This is a genomic window from Aliidiomarina taiwanensis (assembly GCF_003987015.1).
Classification (GTDB): Bacteria; Pseudomonadota; Gammaproteobacteria; order Enterobacterales; family Alteromonadaceae; genus Aliidiomarina; species Aliidiomarina taiwanensis.
Genome location: NZ_PIPQ01000001.1, coordinates 406,002 through 424,801, shown reverse-complemented (window position 1 = coordinate 424,801; position 18,800 = coordinate 406,002). Strand labels below are relative to the sequence as shown.

At 47.0% G+C, this 18,800-nt stretch carries 14 protein-coding genes and 1 pseudogene; 6 read left to right on the top strand and 9 right to left on the bottom strand.

From position 1 onward, the window contains the following. Positions 1–5 precede the first annotated feature (5 nt). The gene (gene sdhD / locus CWE15_RS01955) at positions 6–353 is read right to left on the bottom strand and encodes a succinate dehydrogenase, hydrophobic membrane anchor protein (RefSeq protein WP_126756368.1); all 348 of its coding nucleotides are present in this window, start codon (positions 351–353) and stop codon (positions 6–8) included. Beyond that, the gene (gene sdhC, locus CWE15_RS01950) at positions 347–721 is read right to left on the bottom strand and encodes a succinate dehydrogenase, cytochrome b556 subunit (RefSeq protein ID WP_126756367.1); all 375 of its coding nucleotides are present in this window, start codon (positions 719–721) and stop codon (positions 347–349) included. Before sdhC ends, sdhD begins: the two co-directional genes overlap by 7 nt. A 381-nt stretch (positions 722–1,102) precedes the next feature. Between sdhC and CWE15_RS01945 the strand changes: the two genes are divergently transcribed. The 4 genes from CWE15_RS01945 (at position 1,103) to CWE15_RS01930 (ending at position 10,077) form a co-directional block, all read left to right on the top strand. Further along, a complete protein-coding gene (locus CWE15_RS01945; protein WP_126756366.1) occupies positions 1,103–2,383 on the top strand; it encodes a citrate synthase in 1,281 nt (426 codons plus the stop codon). A gap of 326 nt (positions 2,384–2,709) precedes the next feature. Next, on the top strand, positions 2,710–3,783 hold the full coding sequence (locus tag CWE15_RS01940; protein ID WP_126756365.1) for an efflux RND transporter periplasmic adaptor subunit: 1,074 nt from the start codon (positions 2,710–2,712) through the stop codon (positions 3,781–3,783). Continuing rightward, complete coding sequence (locus CWE15_RS01935) at positions 3,780–6,998, top strand: efflux RND transporter permease subunit (protein ID WP_126756364.1); 3,219 nt, start codon at positions 3,780–3,782, stop codon at positions 6,996–6,998. The genes CWE15_RS01940 and CWE15_RS01935 overlap by 4 nt, the downstream gene beginning before the upstream one ends. Beyond that, complete coding sequence (locus tag CWE15_RS01930; RefSeq protein WP_126756363.1) at positions 6,991–10,077, top strand: efflux RND transporter permease subunit; 3,087 nt, start codon at positions 6,991–6,993, stop codon at positions 10,075–10,077. Before CWE15_RS01935 ends, CWE15_RS01930 begins: the two co-directional genes overlap by 8 nt. Before the next feature lie 29 nt (positions 10,078–10,106). Here CWE15_RS01930 and CWE15_RS01925 read toward each other — a convergent pair whose 3' ends face one another. Beyond that, a complete protein-coding gene (locus CWE15_RS01925; protein WP_126756362.1) occupies positions 10,107–10,526 on the bottom strand; it encodes a DUF3192 domain-containing protein in 420 nt (139 codons plus the stop codon). Positions 10,527–10,716: 190 nt separating this feature from the next. On the opposite strand from CWE15_RS01925, the gene CWE15_RS01920 reads away from it, so the two are divergent. Further along, complete coding sequence (locus tag CWE15_RS01920) at positions 10,717–11,571, top strand: EamA family transporter (RefSeq protein WP_126756361.1); 855 nt, start codon at positions 10,717–10,719, stop codon at positions 11,569–11,571. Here CWE15_RS01920 and CWE15_RS11995 read toward each other — a convergent pair. The 4 genes and pseudogenes from CWE15_RS11995 to CWE15_RS01900 all read right to left on the bottom strand — a co-directional run bounded on the left by CWE15_RS11995 (position 11,568) and on the right by CWE15_RS01900 (position 15,748). Beyond that, positions 11,568–12,034, bottom strand: a pseudogene (locus CWE15_RS11995) (GGDEF domain-containing protein). The gene CWE15_RS01920 and the pseudogene CWE15_RS11995 overlap by 4 nt on opposite strands. Before the next feature lie 851 nt (positions 12,035–12,885). Next, positions 12,886–14,463, bottom strand: coding sequence for a BCCT family transporter (locus CWE15_RS01910; protein ID WP_198674957.1), 1,578 nt, complete (start codon positions 14,461–14,463; stop codon positions 12,886–12,888). A gap of 90 nt (positions 14,464–14,553) precedes the next feature. After that, positions 14,554–15,120: a DUF5610 domain-containing protein gene (locus CWE15_RS01905; RefSeq protein ID WP_126756359.1), complete on the bottom strand. Its 567-nt coding sequence runs from the start codon at positions 15,118–15,120 to the stop codon at positions 14,554–14,556. Positions 15,121–15,199: 79 nt separating this feature from the next. Next, entirely contained in the window at positions 15,200–15,748 is a 549-nt protein-coding gene (locus CWE15_RS01900) for a DUF2478 domain-containing protein (RefSeq protein WP_157980694.1), read from the bottom strand. A gap of 159 nt (positions 15,749–15,907) precedes the next feature. Between CWE15_RS01900 and CWE15_RS01895 the strand changes: the two genes are divergently transcribed. Then, positions 15,908–16,609 carry a GOLPH3/VPS74 family protein gene (locus CWE15_RS01895; protein WP_126756357.1) on the top strand — a complete coding sequence of 234 codons (702 nt, stop codon included), beginning with the start codon at positions 15,908–15,910 and terminating at the stop codon, positions 16,607–16,609. Position 16,610: 1 nt separating this feature from the next. On the opposite strand, the gene CWE15_RS01890 is transcribed toward CWE15_RS01895, so the two are convergent. Together CWE15_RS01890 and tehB are read right to left on the bottom strand one after the other, a co-directional pair. Next, positions 16,611–18,017 (bottom strand): bifunctional diguanylate cyclase/phosphodiesterase, encoded by a 1,407-nt coding sequence (locus tag CWE15_RS01890; protein ID WP_126756356.1) that lies wholly within the window; start codon positions 18,015–18,017, stop codon positions 16,611–16,613. Between the two features lie 87 nt (positions 18,018–18,104). Beyond that, positions 18,105–18,704, bottom strand: a complete 600-nt coding sequence (gene tehB / locus CWE15_RS01885; RefSeq protein ID WP_241971829.1) for a tellurite resistance methyltransferase TehB — start codon at positions 18,702–18,704, stop codon at positions 18,105–18,107. Between the last annotated feature and the right edge of the window lie 96 nt (positions 18,705–18,800).

The following is an 18,800-nucleotide window of genomic DNA, read 5'->3' as shown; positions in this document are numbered from 1 at the left end:
CTCACTTAGACACCCCACAATACGAATAAGCCGGTGAACCAATAAACCCCTAGAGCAAGCACAACTATGTATTGTAAAAGCACACGTAAACGTGAACATTTAACGTAGTCGGTTAACACCTGCCAAATTCCAATCCAGCCATGCATGAGCAAGCCTGTTAGGGTTAACAAAGTAAAAACTTTCATGCCAAGGCCGCTGTATAATGCCACCCAACCGGCGTAATCAACACCTGGGTTGCAGGCAAGCCATGCCACTAAAAAAATTGCATACGCAGCCATAACTAATGCGCTGGCACGTATTAAAATAAAGTCGTGTGAACCACTACGACCTAAAGTTGCTGCTGCGTTTACCATAACCACACTCCTGCTACGATGGCCCACACTACACCAAGCACAATACTTAGACGCCCGGTTAGTTGGCCCGTTCCTTTTGTCACGCCAAATCCTAGGTCCATTATTAAATGGCGAACGCCAGCAATAATGTGATAACCCAGCGCCGTTAGGAAGCCCCATATGACGAAACGTGCCACAGGGTGAGCCATAACAGACTTAGCTTCAGCGAAACCTTCTGGTCCAGACAGAGATGTAGCTAACAACCAAACCATGAACCCAATGAGAACAAGCATAATAACGCCTGAAACACGGTGCAAAATGGAGGCAGTAGCCGCGGGTGGTAAACTGATAGTACTCAGTTCTAAATTTACAGGTCTTTGTTTTTTCACCACTGTTGCCTTCTTAAAACGCAATGGATGTCGGTGCCGTAAGTATATCGGCCGAAACAGCCAAATACAATGCAGAAAAGGGGGTTTACCCCCCACCAACTTAAGTAGAACCGCTCGTTGTCGGTTAATTATTCGTCAGACTCGGCTAAATAAGTCACCAAGTGCTAATACTTTAGCTTAAAAATATAAGCTTAAGTACAAACCCCATAGAAAATATAACGCTTAGGGCCATATGTCCACCCTCAATATGGCAATATACCCCCAGAATTCTCGTAAAACACAGCGAATACCCCTTACGTAAAATTGACAAACACTGGTCGGATCAAGTACAACTAGCGCACATTTAATTCACCCGAGATGCAACGAAAGCAAGGAGAATCTATGGCTGACCGAAAGGCCACTTTGCAAGTCGATGGCAATTCAATTGAGCTGCCAATACTTACAGGTACGGCAGGATACGATGTAATTGACGTCCGGACACTGGGCAAACACGGTTATTTCACGTTTGACCCTGGTTTCCTCGCCACTGGCTCTTGTGAGTCGAAAATCACCTATATTGACGGTGACAAGGGCGTTTTATTACACCGTGGCTACCCTATTGAACAGCTTGCAACCGATGCAGACTACCTTGAAGTTTGCTACATGCTTATTCATGGTGAAGCACCTACTAAAGAAGAGTATGAGTCTTTCCGTAGTACCATTACAAACCATACTATGGTGCATCAGGGGCTACATAATTTCTTCAATGGTTTCCGTCGTGACTCTCACCCGATGGCCATGCTTTGTGCTGTTACTGGCGCCTTGTCCTCTTTTTACCATGACGACCTAGACATTAATGTTCCAGAACAGCGTGTTCGCAGCGCGTACCGCTTAATTGCGAAAATGCCCACCATAGCGGCCATGTGCTACAAGCACAGTATTGGCCAGCCTTTCGTGTACCCACGTAACAACTTAAGCTACTCAGAAAACTTCTTAAATATGATGTTCTCTGTACCGGCTGAAGACTATGTGGTGAACCCGACAGTGGCAAAAGCCATGGACCGCATTTTCACATTGCACGCAGACCACGAGCAAAACGCTTCCACATCGACAGTCCGCCTAGCGGGTTCATCGGGTGCGAACCCTTACGCTTGTATTGCTGCTGGTGTTGCTTCCCTGTGGGGACCTGCACATGGTGGCGCAAACGAAGCCTGCTTGAAAATGCTAGCTGAAATTGGTTCAGTCGACCGTATTCCTGAATATATCGCCAAAGCGAAAGACAAAAACGACTCGTTCCGCCTCATGGGCTTTGGTCACCGGGTTTATAAAAACTTCGACCCACGAGCCACCGTCATGCGTGAAACCTGCCATGAAGTTCTAAAAGAACTAAACGTGAAGGACCCACTACTTGATGTCGCTATGGAGCTTGAGCGAATTGCCTTAGAAGACGACTACTTCATTGAGCGTAAGCTTTACCCGAACGTGGACTTCTACTCAGGTATTATTCTGAAAGCCATTGGCATTCCAACCAGTATGTTCACGGTTATTTTTGCCATGTCGCGTACCGTTGGTTGGATTTCACATTGGCATGAAATGCTGAGTGAAGAGAGTCAGCGTATTGGCCGTCCGCGCCAGCTATACACAGGTGAGTCTCAGCGCGATTTCACACCTATTAAAAAGTAAGCTCATTCCTTTGTAGCTTCTTCCCAAACCAAAAGGCCGCTCCACAAGAGCGGCCTTTTCTTTACCTCAACTTGGTGTCATTCGGCATAAAGCCGCGCACCCTTCCCCTCAATTCTTTTATACCTTGAACTTCAAACTAATACACAGGTCCATTAATTGTTAGCGTAATGCACTAATAAATAGTGTGAAAATGAATTGTTACACTTAAGAAATAGCATCTTGACATAAATATATTAAAATATAATCAGTATGTTACACCTCTTTTCTAATATTGGCATAGTAGCTGCATAACTCTGCGCAGAATAAAACATTATATTGAGGCTCTTATGAAACAACCAACAAGCACCCACTTTATTGTCACCTCTGCGATAGCAGCTATGCTTATCATCCTCACCGGTTGCGGGAATATGGACCCGAACCGAGCGGAAACAGCACAAGCAGAAAACGACGAGCCTGGCGTTCCTGTTGAAACACTCTTAGTAGAGCAAGGCAACATACGCGCTTCATTCAATGCCAGTGCAATACTCGAAGCCGAGGAAAGCACCGATGTAGTTCCTCGTGTAAACGGCATTATTGAAGAAATTTTTGTTGAAGAAGGCGACTTTGTCAGCAAAGGGCAAGTATTAGCTAAACTTGAGTCCAGTCGCTACGCATTAGCCGTAAGCCAAATAGAAGCCGAATTACGCAACGTACGCCAAGAGTTGGAACGAAACCAACAGCTGGCCGCCAGTCAGCTCGTCAGTGCCGACGCTGTGAGCCGCCTCCAGTCGCAACTTGACAGTTTAACAGCACGTCTTGAACTTGCTAAAATTGATTTAGACGAGACCACTGTTCGCGCACCGATTAGCGGCCATATCTCTCGCCGTTACGCCCGCACAGGTCGCTTAATCCAAGCCTGGCAGCCTGAAAGCATGTTCCATATTGTGGACAGTTCTCTGCTACGCGCCACGGTTCATTTACCCGAACACGCACTTACCTATATTCGCCCGGGCCTGCCTGCTGACCTGCAGTTGCAAGCACTACCTGGCGAGCAAATCACAGCAACCGTTACCCGTGTCAGCCCTGTCATAGACTCAGGCTCTGGTACTTTCCGTACTGTCCTTTCTATTGAAAACGACGACTTCAAGCTTCGCGCTGGTATGTTCGCCCGCATTCAAGTGCATTATGCAGAGCGTAGTCAGGTGGTTCGCATTCCGCAAGATGCGCTGATACGTATCGACAACCAGTCGCATGTATTTGTGGTGAGTGAAAACGAAGCAAAACGCGTCGAAGTGGTAACCGGTTTACAAGACGGAAACTGGTTTGAAGTGGTCGCTGGACTCGAGCGTGGTGACGAGCTCATCATTACCGGTCAAAATAACTTACGTGATGGTGCTAAAGTGGAGGCAATTACCCAATGAAACTTCCACAGATAGCAGTTAACCGCCCTGTTACTATTGTGATGTTCACCCTTGCCATCGTGCTCTTTGGCATGGTGGCCTTAGGCCGTTTGCCCGTTACTTTATTGCCAGACTTAAGCTATCCAAGCCTGACCATTCGAACCGCTTACCCTGGCGCCGCTCCAGCGGAAGTCGAGCAACTGATCAACCGACCCATTGAAGAGTCCCTTGGTACCGTCCGTGGCATTCGAGAAATTACTTCCTATGCCCGTGCCAACCAATCCGATATTGTGATGGAATTCGCATGGGGTACCAATATGGATATGGCCGCCATTGAAGTCCGTGAAAAACTCGACATGGTGCCTATTCCCCTCGATATAGAAAAACCTATTATTCTGCGCTTCAACCCCAATATGGAGCCCATGATGCGATTCGCAGTAAGCGGTGACGAGAACCTTCAACGCTTGCGTCGCTACGCTGATGAGGAGTTAAAACGGAGCTTTGAAAGTATTGAAGGTGTCGCGGCTGTCCGTACCGGCGGTGGCTTAGAAGATGAAGTACATATTTTAATTGACGAAGCCCTAACCAGTCAGCTCAATATTAGCCCAGAGCTTATTGTGCAACGATTACGCGCTGAGAACATCAATCAGGCGGGTGGCCGTGTACAAAGTGGTCGCCTCGAATTCTTAGTGCGTACTATCAACCAGTTTAAAAGCTTAGAGGATATGCGCAATATTTATATCACCAGTATTAATGGCAACCCCATTCAACTAGGTGACTTGGCTGAAGTGCGCATGGGCTTTAAAGACCGTACGTCCATTAGTCGTGTGAATGGTGAGGAAGCTATTGAGCTGAACCTCTACCGGGAAGGAGACGCAAACACAGTCGCCGTTGCCGACACTGTCTATGCGCAATTACAACGCATTCGTAGTCAATTGCCTGAAGGTTATGAAATTGGCTTACTCAGCGACCAGTCTCAATTCATTCGCAATGCCATCGGCTCGGTTAAAAGCAATGCGGTCATAGGTGGGTTTTTAGCCATGCTGGTTATTTTGTTATTTCTCCGCCAGTTAAAGCCCACGCTTATTATTTCCATTGCCATACCAATTTCTGTAGTCGCCACTTTCTTCCTCATGTATTCAGCTAATTTAAGCTTGAATATTATGTCGCTAGGGGGCGTTGCACTGGCTGTTGGTTTACTTGTTGACAACGCCATTGTGGTGCTGGAAAACATTGCGCGGCGCCAAGACCAAGGAGATGGCACGAAAACGGCTGCGGTCGAAGGTACCCGTGAAGTCGCAAGCGCTGTAACAGCCTCAACCCTCACCACGCTTGCTGTTTTCATTCCTCTCGTGTTTGTTAGCGGCCTTGCTGGTCAGTTGTTTGTCGACCAAGCCCTCACGGTCACCTTTGCGCTGATAGCCTCTTTATTAGTCGCTCTCACATTGATCCCCATGCTGGCATCGCGAGGTGCTAACAAAAAGCAAAGCACTGAAATTATCACTTACACAGCACCTAAAGCAGGCAAAGGCTGGCGTAAACTATTCTGGCCATTTGCGTTACTTCGCTACACCCTTTTGGTGTGGATCCCAAGTGGTATCATCCGCACGTTGCGCATGCTTGGCCGGGTTATTACTGCCGTTACTGTCTTTTTAACCCGTCCTATTTTAAACGGATTTAACCACCTTCTTGAAGGCATACGCAAACTACACGCAACCAGCTTGAAGCGGATGCAGCTGAAGCCCCGCCGCTTTTTCTTTCTTTTCGTACTCATTACTGGCGCTTCATTTTGGCTTGCCCCTGCTCTTAAAACTCAGCTAATACCGACCATGGAACAACAAGAGTTCTATGTGGACGTTGAAATGCCTCGGGGGACCCATATCACCAATACAGATGCGACTCTCGCAGCTATTGCACGTACTTTTCTAGACGACGAGCGGGTAGAAAGAACGTACTCGGTGGCCGGCATTGGTAGCTTGATGCAAATTTCCGCCAGCCAAGGTGGCGACTACTGGGGTCGGTTGCATATTATTACGAAAAAGTCGCTCAGTACCGAAGAGCGGCAAAACGTCATAGAAGCTGCTCGAATGCGTATGGCACAAAGCCCGGGAGTTGAAAGCCGTATTGACTACCCCACACTGATTAATATTGACATGCCTTTGCTTATTGAAGTGCAAGGACACGACTTAGTGCGCGTTCGCGAAACGGTGCAACACATTGTTGGCATTCTCGAAAATGAGCCCAACTTTGTTGATGTGCGTGCCGGCATTGCCAGTGGACAACCCGAATTAAGCATTCGTTTTGATCATGCGCGTCTTGCCTTTGCTGGCCTAACAGCTCCTGACGTGGCGCAGGTTATTTCCACAAAGATAGGTGGACAAGTAGCAAGTAAATACAACCTTGAAGACCGCCAAATTGATATAAGGGTGCGCTTACCGGACATCCGCCGACAGGACCCTCAGTCTATTGCCGACCTCATTGTTAACCCGGGCGCGGAACACGAATTACCCTTGTCAGCCGTGGCCAGCATACAAATGCAAACAGGCCCAGGCGAAATTACCCGCATGAGCCAACAGCGAGTCGCCTTAGTCTCTATGACGGTGGCCGACGGTAACATTCGTGAAGCAGGTGAACACTTAACGCAACTACTCGAGCCCATACAAGTTCCACCCGGTGTAGACATGCGTATTGGCGGACAAAGTGAGATGCTCGACGACTCCTTCCGTTCGCTGCTGTTTGCACTAATGCTTGCCGTATTCTTGGTGTACCTTGTCATGGCCTCGCAATTTGAAAGCTTTGGTCACCCATTGTTGATCATGTTTTCAGTACCGCTGGCTGCATCTGGCTCGGTACTAGGGTTATATTTAACGCAAACACCGCTGAGTGTAGTGGTGTTTATCGGTTTAATTATGCTCAGTGGTATTGTCGTGAATAACGCCATTGTTCTACTCGACCGTATTAATCAGCTGCGCACAGAAGGCGTTGACAAACTAACCGCCATTCAAGAAGCCTCCTCTCAGCGGCTGCGTCCTATTTTAATGACGACTCTGACGACGGTTCTTGGGCTGGTGCCTCTTGCGCTCGGCATAGGTGAAGGTGCCGAGCTAACAAGCCCCATGGCTGTCACGGTTATTAGCGGCTTGTTATTTGCCACGCTGCTGACCCTATTGTTTATCCCCTTGGTGTACCAATTGTTTGACCGGAAAAAATTTGAGCAGGTAAGCAGCCATGAGTAATTTACAGCATTCCCATGATGCGCCGAAGTATTCGGCGCCCTTTGCTCGCTTTGCTTTACGTCGCCCTGTCACCATTTGGATGATGTTCTGTGCCATGCTGGTGCTTGGACTGGCTTCTTCAAAGTTACTGCCGCTCGAGAAGTTTCCCGGTATTGACATACCCCAGTTGGTGGTGAGTGCGCCCTACCCGAATGCTACGCCTGCAGAGGTAGAACGCTTGATTGTGCGTCCCCTTGAGGAAGCCTTAGCGACTGTTTCCGGCATTAAAGAAATACGCTCTTCTTCACGCTCCAACGAAGGTGTCGTCGTGCTGATGTTCGACTGGGAAGAAGACATTGGCTCCAGAAGTATTGAAATTCGAGAGCAGGTTGAAAGTATCCGACATACGTTACCTAGCGATTTAGAGCGCATTTACGTCATGCATTTCAATACGGACGATATGCCCGTATTGCAAATCCGCATTTCCAGTGAACGCGACCTCAAAATGTCTTGGGACCTGCTCAACAAACAACTAAAGCAGCCGCTAGAACGCGCCGAAGGCGTGTCCAAAGTGGATTTATATGGCGTCGACCCGCGTGAAATCATGATCCGTTTAAACCCAGAAGCTATTATTGCTTCAGGCTTAAGCGACCGTGATGTACTCAATACACTGCGAACAGCTAACTTCACACTCTCAGCAGGGTATATGGAAACGGATCGAGCGCGAGTTCGCTTGGTTGCCTCCGACGAATTTCGTAATTTAGCGGATATTGAAACCCTACCCATTACCCCTTATCTAACCATTGCTGATGTGGCTGAGGTGTCCTACGAATTACCCCGTCGCCGTGATGGTCGTCACTTTAACCAACGTTATGCCATTGGCTTAAGTATTTTCAAAGACTCGAGCGCCAACCTAGTAGAGGTTGCACGCAATGTCGTGAGTATTATTGAAGAAGCAGCACAAACACCTGAGTTTAATGATATAGAACTCATGATGATGGATAACCTAGCAGAAAGTGTTACCGACTCATTACGCGACTTACTGCTGGCTGGGTTAATTGGTGCATTTCTCTCGGTCACGGTGCTCTACTTGTTTCTCAGGGAATGGCGACTTACCTTGGTTATTGTGCTGTCGGTTCCAGCAGCTATCTGCCTTACTCTCGGCGCCATGTACCTACTTGGTTATAGTTTAAACGTATTGTCCATGATGGGACTAATGCTTGCTGTTGGTATGCTTATCGACAATGCGGTGGTTGTCAGTGAAAGTGTGCGACAAGAGCAGGAACTTGCCATTGCTGAAAACAAGCCTATTAACGAGACGACGGTGGAGCTTGGGGCCGCTCGGGTTTCCTTGGCTATTATTGCCGGTACCTTGACTACAGCCATTGTTTTCTTACCTAACATTTTTGGCAAGAAAGAGATGATGACCGTGTTCCTCGAGCATGTGGCCATTGCCATTTGTATTTCTTTGCTGGCCTCTTTGCTGATTGCTCAAACCCTTATTCCTTTGCTATTGAGCAAACTAAAAGTGACCACGAAAAAGAAAGTCAAAGCCTCTTCACGGGTGAAGCAAACCTACTTGCGTTCCTTACGTTGGAGCCACCACCACCCGCGGACAACCACCTTTTTTGTGCTACTTTTATTAGCCAGCACTGCCCTGCCTTTTTCACAGCTCGGGAGCAATGGGTCTGACACCGCTTTTAACGACCGCTTGTATATGAATTACAACTTAAAGGGCCAGTACGCACTAGAGGAAGTTGAGGCTGAAGTCACCCGCCTTGAAAACTATTTATACGCCCATGAGGATGAATTTGAGTTAGAAAACGTTTATAGCTATTACACCACAAACTTTGCTAGCTCTACCTTGCTGCTTAAACCAAAACGACAACTTTCGGTGCCTGAAATTCAAGAGCGCATTCGCAGCAATATGCCGGCCTTAGCCCGTAGTAATGTGCAGTTTGGGTTCCAGGGCGGCGACAATGAGGGGGTACAAATCACCCTCAGTGGCCGTTCGACCGACCGCCTGCAAGAACTTGCAAGGGACATTATTCCGTTACTGAGCCGCATAGAAGGTTTAACCGATGTGCAAACGGACACGGGTGAAGCAGGCGATGAAATGCAAATGCATATTTCGCGTACCCAGGCGGAACGCTATGGATTAACCACACAAGCTTTAGCTAGCCAAGTGTCCACGGCCCTACGGGGGAGCAATTTACGGTCATTCCGACATAACCCAGAAGGCGATGTGCGTATTCGTGCTGCTTACCCTGAGCCGTATGAACTCGACTTTAACTTATTGCAGAATGTCGTTGTTGCTCGGGACGACAGCGCTTTAATTCGGCTCGATCAAGTGGCTCAATTTGAACGCCAGCCAAACTTGTCGCAAATTCGTCGCTTTAATCGCCAAACGGCCATTCGTATCAATGCGAACTTGCATGACATGGACCTGAGCGAAGCACGTAAAGCATTAGAGCAAACCCTCAATAAAATAGAGTTGCCGCCTGGTTACAATTGGTCTCTCGACGGCGGCTTCCGCCAACAACAAGAGCAAAATAAAGCCATGGCTGTGAATATGCTGCTTGCCCTCTGCTTGGTTTATATGGTGATGGCAGCCTTGTTCGAGTCTCTCCTGCTTCCAACCGCAGTTATTGGCTCACTGATTCTGGCTATCACAGGTGGTTTCTGGGGGCTTTGGTTAACAGGTAACAGCATAGAACTGATGGCCATGATAGGCATGCTTATTCTTATGGGGGTTGTGGTCAACAACGGCATTGTTTTAGTCGACCAAGTAAACCAACTGCGTGAAGAAGGGTTTGGCATTGAAGAGGCCATTATAGAAGGCACTTCCCGTCGCTTACGCCCTATCCTTATGACAGTCGCAACAACCATGCTAGGGCTGCTGCCTCTTGCTCTTGGTAGTACACAAGTCGGTGGCGATGGACCTTCCTACTCACCTATGGCAATTACCATTATTTCCGGCTTGTTGTTTTCAACAGTGACCAGCTTGTACTTTGTCCCTCATGCCTACAGCCGCTTACTGCATTGGCATAGCCATTGGGTCAGTGTTGCTCAGCGAAGCAACAAAAAAGCCATCGTATGATGGCTTTTTTGTTTCCGGCTTTTACTGAATTAGTCTTGTAAAAAATTCAGCTTTTCTTGGCCCCAACCAATGAGCTCGCCGCCTTTAAATACCAGTGGAGTACACTCATCTTTCGTAGTTAAGCCGTCTTTATGTACCCGTTGTGTACGATAGTAAAGCACACGATAATGAACGCCCTCTTTACTTAGACTTTCATCAAAGTCAGGTGTGCCCATAAGTGACAACACACTGGCAGGTTGGCTGCCCAAAGAAAGGCCAGCTATTGTTGCGCGATTGGTTTTTTCTCGTTCACTTGAGGACATTTCAGTAGATACTTTTTTATCTCCATCGACCACCACCACACAGCCACTCAACAAGCTCGTGCTAAGTGTTGCTGTAAGAATAAGCGCCCCGCATAATGCCACGGGTGTTAAGCGCTTCTTTGTAGACTGACGTGTTGTTATACTCATAGTGTAAACCTTATATACGTTGTTATCGGTTGATTGTGTTGGATGATACCCATGAACATAAGCAAATTCTTTGCCAACTTATCAACCCCTTATTATTCAACAGCTTACCAGCATGCCTTGCCTGGCGCATTGTGAGAACCCCTAAATACTATTATATTTCACTACTTTGTTCACAGAAAAGGATTCCCCCATGCCCCTATTAATTCTCGTTACCCTTGTTTGGGCATTCAGTTTTTCTCTTATTGGTGAGTTTCTTGCCGCACAGGTAGACGCCTATATTGCAGTATTTATACGCATGCTATTAGCATTTGTGGCACTCTCTCCTTTTCTTCGAATACGCCAAACCAGCAAACCAATGCGCTTTTATATGATGGCCATAGGTGGGGTGCAAATCGGCCTGATGTACATTTTGCTTTATCATGCATTTTTATTTTTAAATGTTGCCGAAGTGCTTTTGTTTACTATTTTTACTCCCTTGTATATCGCCCTTATCGACGAGCGGCTGTTAAATAATAAGCAACTTCCCAGCCGCTGGTGGCTTGCAGCAACCCTCTCTGTTCTTGGTGCAGGTATCATTCGCTATAAAGGCATCGACAGCCAGTTCCTCACCGGCTTTCTTTTAATCCAAGGAGCAAACCTCTGTTTTGCTGCTGGGCAAGTGGCATACAAACGGCTGCAACTCCACACCGCGAAGGCTCAAGTGGAACATTATGCTTTGTTCTTTTTAGGTGCTGCTCTGGTAAGTGGTTTGGGCATGCTTTTCTTTGCTGACTTTACTCGTTTACCAAGCTCAAGCACCCACTGGGCGGTGCTTATATGGCTTGGTTTAGGTGCTTCAGGAGGCGGGTATTTATTATGGAGCATGGCCAGCAAGCAAGTGAATATTGGCCAACTGGCCACCATGAATAATGCCTTGGTTCCTGCCGGGTTGCTGGTCAACTTCCTTATTTGGGGGCAAAACGTGCCATGGGGCCAACTCTGGGTTGGAGGGCTTATTATTCTATACGCTGTATGGCTTTGCCGCCCGAAAAGTCAACCATATTAAGAAGGCGATGGCGTCGCTTGTGGGTACACAACAACTTTATTTCGCCCTTCCCGTTTCCCCACATACAGCATTTCGTCGGCCCGGGTAATCAGTAGTTCTAAGTCTTCATCTTCAATGCTCGCTTCGGTCAGACCTATGGTCACCGTTATGCCTAATGCATTCAGCTCCTCCGTGAACTGGACTGCGGCAATACTCTCTTTCAAGCGTTGAGCAACTAGTGCAGCATACTCTGCACTGGTATCAGGCAGTGCTATCACAAATTCTTCACCACCATACCGGCCCACGAGGTCTTCAGGGCGCAATGAGGCGTGGCACACCTCCGCCACTTTGGCTAGCACTTGATCACCTCGTACATGGCCCAGGTGTCATTAATTTTCTTGAAGTGGTCCACATCAAGCATGACCAAACAAAAAGGCTGATTATTAAAGTGAGCACGTTGCAATAGTGCGTTCGCCCGCTGCATAAAGTAGCTTCGACTTAAAACCCCTGTGAGCGAATCTCGCTCCGCAATTCTTCTCAATTTACGCTCAAGAGACTTGCGATGATTTATCTCACTCGTTAACTGCACATTTTGGTCACGTTCTTCATGCAATAATGCAAACTGTTTGCGCTGCAATACCTCTAAACGCAGCAACGCTGTATAGCCAACTAGGTTTGTCATAATAAGTAAGAGGCTAAGGCGAATAATGTCTGCTGTTGATATGCCAGCATATACTACGGCGGCGATAACAAAACCAACACTTAGGTATGCACTTGCGTAGGCAGCAACTTTCAATAGATTAGGAATTAACAGATAGAACGCCATAATAGAGACAACAACAGCGGTAATTTGCGTCAGGAGACTGTCGGGTCGCATAGGAACAATCAGTATTATACCTGTTGCCAAAATCCATAATGGCAACGCGTGCAACCAGGCTCGTCGTGTCAGGTTGCCGTACTGGCCTATTGCCCAAGCCAGCACAAGGCAACTTGCAACCACTGTTACACGCATGGCAAGCATAATCTGGTATTCAGGGCTCCAGCCTAAAAGGTTATAGTCGGTTATATTGAACATGGCGAAAATAACCGACACCACAAAGAGTGCCGTGCGTGAACTAGAGCGCACTCCTACTTCACTGGACATTCTGAATCTCATTTCACTCGTGGGATTCACGAATTTCCCAGTGAGCGCATGGATTTTTTGCTCTTCTTTTTCTGTTTGCTGTGCTTGTTGTGCTGACAAGTGCTTTTTTCCACGTGTTTATTGTATTTAGAGTCGTCTTATACGGCTAAGTGTACGCAGGGTTTAAAAAGCACACAAGATGAGCTTGATGTTTATTTAACCAAGTTTTGCTCTCTGGCCATGGCGAAAGCAGCTTTTGGTCCCGCCCATAAAGACGGCAACAAAATAAAAGAAACGGGCGTAGCGGTAATTACTATAAACTGCTGCAGCACTCCTATTTGGCCTTCCCCCATATACAAAAGAATGCCCGCCATAATAGCCATAGCACCACCCCAAAACGCTCGAATTAAGAAGTGCGGTGCGTCATGTCCAGCGCCAACCACTGCAATAGAGTAGCTCATAGAGTCACCTGTGGTGGCGACAAAAATGGTGGTGAGAAGCAACACAGCTGCTGCCATCCATGTACCGCCAGGTAAGGCTTGTGCAACAGCGAGTGTCGCCACATCAAAGGAAAAGTTTTCAAGACTTGTAGCTAAGTCCACGACCCCCGTAAGCTCAAAGTAAATACCTGAGCCACCAATAAGCGTAAACCAAACAGTCGTTGCAATAGGCGCCAGCACCGCAACAGCTGTAATCATTTCCCGTATTGTGCGGCCACGAGAAATGCGTGCTACAAAAATAGCCATTAAAGGCGCGTAACCAATAAACCAGGCAAAAAAGAACACCGTCCACCACTGCATCCACCAGTCTGGCGCTGTTTCCGAGGTCATGGTTGCCATTTCAAAAAAAGACGAGGTGTATTCTCCTAGCGACTGCAGGTACACATTGATTAGAAACTGGGTTGGCCCGAAGAGGAATATAACCGCACCAATGGCTAAAGCAAGAAACACATTAAAGCGGCTTAGCACTTGAATGCCCTTATGAATGCCTGTCATGGCAGACACTATATACACGGTTGCCAATAGCATAAGTATACATAGCTGAGTAGTGAACCCATTCGACAGCCCAAACAGCACATGAAGGCCGTAGCTCATTTGGGTCGCTAAGAAACCAATAGGCCCAACAGTACCTGCTACTATAGCTATCACGCATAATGCGTCTACGACTGAGCCGACCCAACTGGTCAGTATTTTTTCACCAAACACTGGGTAAAGAAGTGTGCGAGGTTGTAATGGCTTTCCTTTATTATAGTGGGCATAGGCCAATACAATGGCCGTTAGCGAGCCTAACACAGCCCAAGCTAAGAACCCCCAATGCATGAACGACTGAGCCAACGCAGGGGCAACAGCCTCAGCTGTACCACTTTCCACATCGAAGGCTGGTGGGGTCACCACAAAGTGATAGATAGGCTCGCCTGCGGCGAAAAACACCCCTCCACCGGCTAGCAAAGTACACATCACCATCGACAACCACCGAAACGTGCTTATTTCTGGCTTCTCAAGATTGCCAATTTTCGCCTGACCCGCACGTGACAAAGCCACCCCTATCGCTATAAAAAAGGTCGCCAGTAACATCAACTGAAAAAAAGACCCCATATATTCCGCTGTCCAACCAAAGCCACGTCCAATGAAGGCAGTTAGCTGTGTCGTGTCATATATGGCAGAACCAATGAACAAAGCAATAAAGCCCATACTGATCGTGAGTATAATGGGGTCACCAATGCGATTTGATAGTGTATGAAGGGCAGGTTCAGGGCTTACAGATTGAGATTCTTTTGCAGAGTGCGGCATGCGTTCCAACATTTTTGAAAAATAGGCCGCGCATTGTACAGAGAAGCAACCTCGATGTAAAAAGCGCTTCTCTGTTAATAGGGTTGCCTGTTATTTTTCTTTGGCACTTTCTTGAGCTGATAGTGTTTGCTCACGGAAGTCTTCAATACCCTGCTTAATTAAATCGTATGTTTCATTGGCATCGCTTTCCACTTGACCTTTAAAAACTTGCAACCCAGTGAGCAAGTCTTTCGCTTCTGCGAAGCCTCTGTCTACCCCACTCATTATTTCATTAATAAAGCTCGTCAGGGTTTCCTCATCTGTCTCACCCGGGTTTGCTTCTTTATATAGCTCATAAAAGTTGGTAGCGAAAGAAACAATACGCTCTGCGGTCGCTTCCGGCGATGTGTCCACGTTCGAGTCAAACACCTTCTGCGCCGCATTTTTCCCCATGGTCGGTTCTAATACTTCATTAATGCCTTCTATAGCGGCTTTGTAAAGTAACTTCAACGACTCGTTGTCGCTGTTAAGAGACACCTTTTCATGGGCCTGCAAAATAGCCATATTTTGAGCTTGCTTTGCTTCTTCTTTATTCGTTGTAGCGGGTTGTTTCGTTTCAATTTTCGTTGCGTTTTGCTTCGATAGATCTGTGTTTGTATAGCCTGGAATCGTCGACATTATCATGCTCCTACATAACCGTATGTAAAGTACAAATGGTTTACCTCTTAACTATGTATCGACCGGTTCTGAGTAAAATTTAATCACTTTTATTTGGGTGACAGTTCAGCTTTTGAATATCATGTAACCAACCCTCTATTACTTCCCGCTCTAATGGCAAAATCTCAGCCAACTCACCAGCAAATGTTTGCCATGCGTCAAGGTACTTTTCACTCACCAAAGTGAGTACGGGTATACCCGCGCTTATTAATTCTGCAAACTCACTGCTTAAGCCCTTCCCTTGTGTTTCACCATGACCAAAGCGATTAATAAAGACTAAGTCGGGCACACTGCCGTTTTCAGCATCATTCAAGACATTGCGCAGTACTTTGCCTGCTTCGGAAAGCCCACCTAAGTCGAGGCTACACCCACGGGCGTCGCGGCCTCGGTACTGAGAAATAACAAACACTTCACCGCTTTGTATGTCCCGCAAAGCCATGGGCTTCTTGCTGGTCATATCTTTGCCTTGTTCTGTTAGTAAACCTTGTATACACCAGCCTTGCTGTTGGTACTGCTGAATAATACTGGCTAAAAGAGCATCGCCCTCGCCGTCGCCCTTATGCAAAACTGCCGCTGCAGGTAGCACCATGTCCATACTCCTTACACTTCTGAACATACCATTTATAGCGAGCATCATGACGCATAAATCCACTGTACATCAATACACAAAAGGGGTTAGCTTGCTTATTTATTAGAAACATGGCTACTATCTAACCACTATGCATAACCTAAAACGAGTCAATATTTTATGCCGGAAGACTTAACACTGTACCAAGCCATTATGTTGCTTTCTCTTTGTGAAGAGAAAGGAACCATGAACGGCATGTATGTAGAATATGCAACAGCCGGAGCGCTCGCCGCCGAGCTGCTGTTGCTTGGTCGCATTCAAGTTCAGGAAGACAATAAAAATAGGGTAGCAGTCGTAACAGAGTCTTCTACGGGTGACGCCCTACTCGACGAGGCGCTTGCGCTTATTGCAAAAAGCAAACGACCCAAAAAGTTAAAAGACTGGATTTTCAAGCTAGGTGGTATCAAAGACTTAAAACATAAAGTCGCCAACTCGTTGGCCGAGTCAGGCATTGTGTCTGCCGACAAGGAAAAAATTCTATGGCTGTTTGAACGCCGAGTTTATCCTGAAATCAACCCAATACCCGAACAACAGCTGCGACAAGCTATGCGCCAATTGGTGCTTGATGAAAACCAAGAAGTCGACTCCCGCACAGCTATCGTTACCGCTTTGGCCAATAGTGCCAAGCTATTACCTCAAGTATTTAGCAAACAAGAGTTAAGGCAACATAAGAAGCGCATACAACAGCTTGAACGCGGAGAGTTAGTGTCGCAAGCCGCTAAGGAAACGGTGCAGGCAATTCAAGCGGCTATTATGATTACAGTCATGCTGCCTGCTATAACAGCAGCAACAACAAGCAGCACCACTTCGAGTTCCTGCTAAGTTATAAACAAACCCTGTCTCGGCCCTGCTCTTTTGCTTGGTACATCGCATCATCAGCACGGGCCAGCAGGCTTTCAATGGTATCACCTGGTTCAAGCTTGGCTATGCCTGCGCTGAGCGTTAAGCGAATAGGCTCTTTGTCAGCAACCTCAACTTGCACGTCTGCTAACCGCTCCCGTAGCCTATTCCCAAACTCTTGGGCCGCGGCCTTATCTGCTCCCGGCAAAACAAACACAAATTCTTCACCACCAATACGGCCGCAAAAGTCCACTTTACGCCCCACCTGATTGGCTACTCGGGCAAAGGCAACCAAAGCTAAGTCGCCCCCTGCATGTCCCCAGGTGTCGTTAATATTTTTGAAGTGATCAATATCAATAGAAAGAACACTCAAAGGCAAACCTGTACGACTTGCTTGTTCTATATTTTCAGTTAAGCGCTCCCAGGTAGCGCGGCGGTTTGGTAAGCCTGTTAGTTCATCGATCCGCGCTAACGCAGCCATTTCCTCTTCAGCAAGTTTTTTAAACAGCAAGTAGCTCACCGTATCTGCCAGTAACTCAATTAAAATATAATCGTCTTTATTAAACGGCTCTACCGGCGAAGGACTGGAGAAGTTAAGCGTCCCGTATACCTTGTCGTCAAACATAATAGGGCAGCCAATATACGACTCAAGCTGGAAGTTTTGATAGCATGGGTGGTCTTTAATCTCACTTTCTCGCACATAATGAAAGCCCACCGGCTTTCCCTCTGTCAGCGTATGTACGCAGTAAGTGCCGCTTAAATCAAAAACAGTTAAAGGCTCTAGCTGCTCGTTATAATCAACACAGCTGTCTACCGTGTACTTGGAGTCTTCAATATGCGAAACAATGCCTATTTCTAAGCCAAAGTGGTTCAATCCAACGCGCAATAAAGCATCGAGCTTTTCTTCGTGGCTTAGTTTTACATTCGCTGTAATAGTATTCACTTTTTGCAGTGCATCGAGTGACTGCTCTGCTGAACGAGCGGGCCGAATAACCCCCATAAAACCGCTCACCTGATCGTCCATGTTACGCATAACAGCGCCTGTTGTTTTCCCTAAGAACTCCCTGCCGTCAGCTCTACGGTAAACGATTCGGTAGTTTTCTGGGCCTTTTCTACTGTCCACATTAAACCGTTTATTTCCTTGTTCTGCATAGTCCCTTTCTTCAGCGTAAAGTACCTTGGTTTCCTTCCCGTATAAGTCTTCCTTGTTATATCCAAACAGGTTTTCTACGGCAGAGTTTACGTATACGATACGCCGATTCACATCCGCCACGACGACGGCCTCTTCATAGCTTTGAAATATTTCAGCTAATAAAACGGGAGATACTGCCTGCTGGCCACTCTCGCCGGCTAAAGCTATCTCTATATTTTTCTGGTTAGGCGTGCTCATATATTTACCTTCTGCTTCGCATGCTAACTGCCACATCTTCCATTGAAGATAAAACGGTTGCCAGCAATAGGCAAGACATACCTCATACTAACTCTTTGGTTTTTGTGCCAATAAAGTCGCAAACTGCAATTGTGCGCCATTATGCATAGTGCCAAGGTCTTCGTTATATTTAATTAGCTCCCAGCCAGCGTAGGCTTCCTTTAATTCCTTTTCTTCAAAGGTGAAGGGAAAAGGCATAGGGCACGGGTGTTGCGAAGTGTTCATAGCGCACACAATTAAGTTATAGCCACCTTCAAAAGTACTGTCTTGCATGTTACGAATGACCGCCTGGACCCGGTTTGGGTTAAGAAACATCAGGGTTACAGTGCACACAACAAAGCCAAAAGGCCCTTTTAACTGCGCCTCATGAAGGTCGTAAACCTCTGTCTGAATCGTGCTTATTTGTTCTTCTTGGATAATTTGTTCAAGCATATTTACCGCGCTTGGGTTGTTATCCACGGCAGTTACCTGGAAACCTTGTTGGCTCAGGTAAAGGGCGTTACGCCCGTTAGAGCAGCCCATGTCGAGCGCGTGGCATGGTTCAATGTGTGAGCAAGCGTCTACCACTTCACTGTGGGCGGGGTTTAAGCCATAACGGCTATTTAAATCGAAGGTCATAAAAGCCACTGTTTTATTTAACGGTTTCATTGTGGCTCTAGTTTACTACGTCTCATGCATTGGCGAGGGGCTAACTGCCAGTCTTTTAGGGCTACTCCTTTTAGGGTAGCCCTGTTGTTTCAGACG

What these genes read in the sequence shown, in the direction of transcription:
- CWE15_RS01890 (WP_126756356.1), bottom strand. Translation starts at nt 18,017, where the DNA reads ATGAGCACGCCTAACCAGAAAAATATAGAGATAGCTTTAGCCGGCGAG.
- CWE15_RS01930 (WP_126756363.1), top strand. Translation starts at nt 6,991, where the DNA reads ATGAGTAATTTACAGCATTCCCATGATGCGCCGAAGTATTCGGCGCCC.
- CWE15_RS01935 (WP_126756364.1), top strand. Translation starts at nt 3,780, where the DNA reads ATGAAACTTCCACAGATAGCAGTTAACCGCCCTGTTACTATTGTGATG.
- CWE15_RS01945 (WP_126756366.1), top strand. Translation starts at nt 1,103, where the DNA reads ATGGCTGACCGAAAGGCCACTTTGCAAGTCGATGGCAATTCAATTGAG.
- CWE15_RS01925 (WP_126756362.1), bottom strand. Translation starts at nt 10,526, where the DNA reads ATGAGTATAACAACACGTCAGTCTACAAAGAAGCGCTTAACACCCGTG.
- CWE15_RS01905 (WP_126756359.1), bottom strand. Translation starts at nt 15,120, where the DNA reads ATGTCGACGATTCCAGGCTATACAAACACAGATCTATCGAAGCAAAAC.
- CWE15_RS01910 (WP_198674957.1), bottom strand. Translation starts at nt 14,463, where the DNA reads ATGCCGCACTCTGCAAAAGAATCTCAATCTGTAAGCCCTGAACCTGCC.
- CWE15_RS01940 (WP_126756365.1), top strand. Translation starts at nt 2,710, where the DNA reads ATGAAACAACCAACAAGCACCCACTTTATTGTCACCTCTGCGATAGCA.
- tehB (WP_241971829.1), bottom strand. Translation starts at nt 18,704, where the DNA reads ATGAAACCGTTAAATAAAACAGTGGCTTTTATGACCTTCGATTTAAAT.
- CWE15_RS01900 (WP_157980694.1), bottom strand. Translation starts at nt 15,748, where the DNA reads ATGGTGCTACCTGCAGCGGCAGTTTTGCATAAGGGCGACGGCGAGGGC.
- CWE15_RS01895 (WP_126756357.1), top strand. Translation starts at nt 15,908, where the DNA reads ATGCCGGAAGACTTAACACTGTACCAAGCCATTATGTTGCTTTCTCTT.
- sdhD (WP_126756368.1), bottom strand. Translation starts at nt 353, where the DNA reads ATGGTAAACGCAGCAGCAACTTTAGGTCGTAGTGGTTCACACGACTTT.
- CWE15_RS01920 (WP_126756361.1), top strand. Translation starts at nt 10,717, where the DNA reads ATGCCCCTATTAATTCTCGTTACCCTTGTTTGGGCATTCAGTTTTTCT.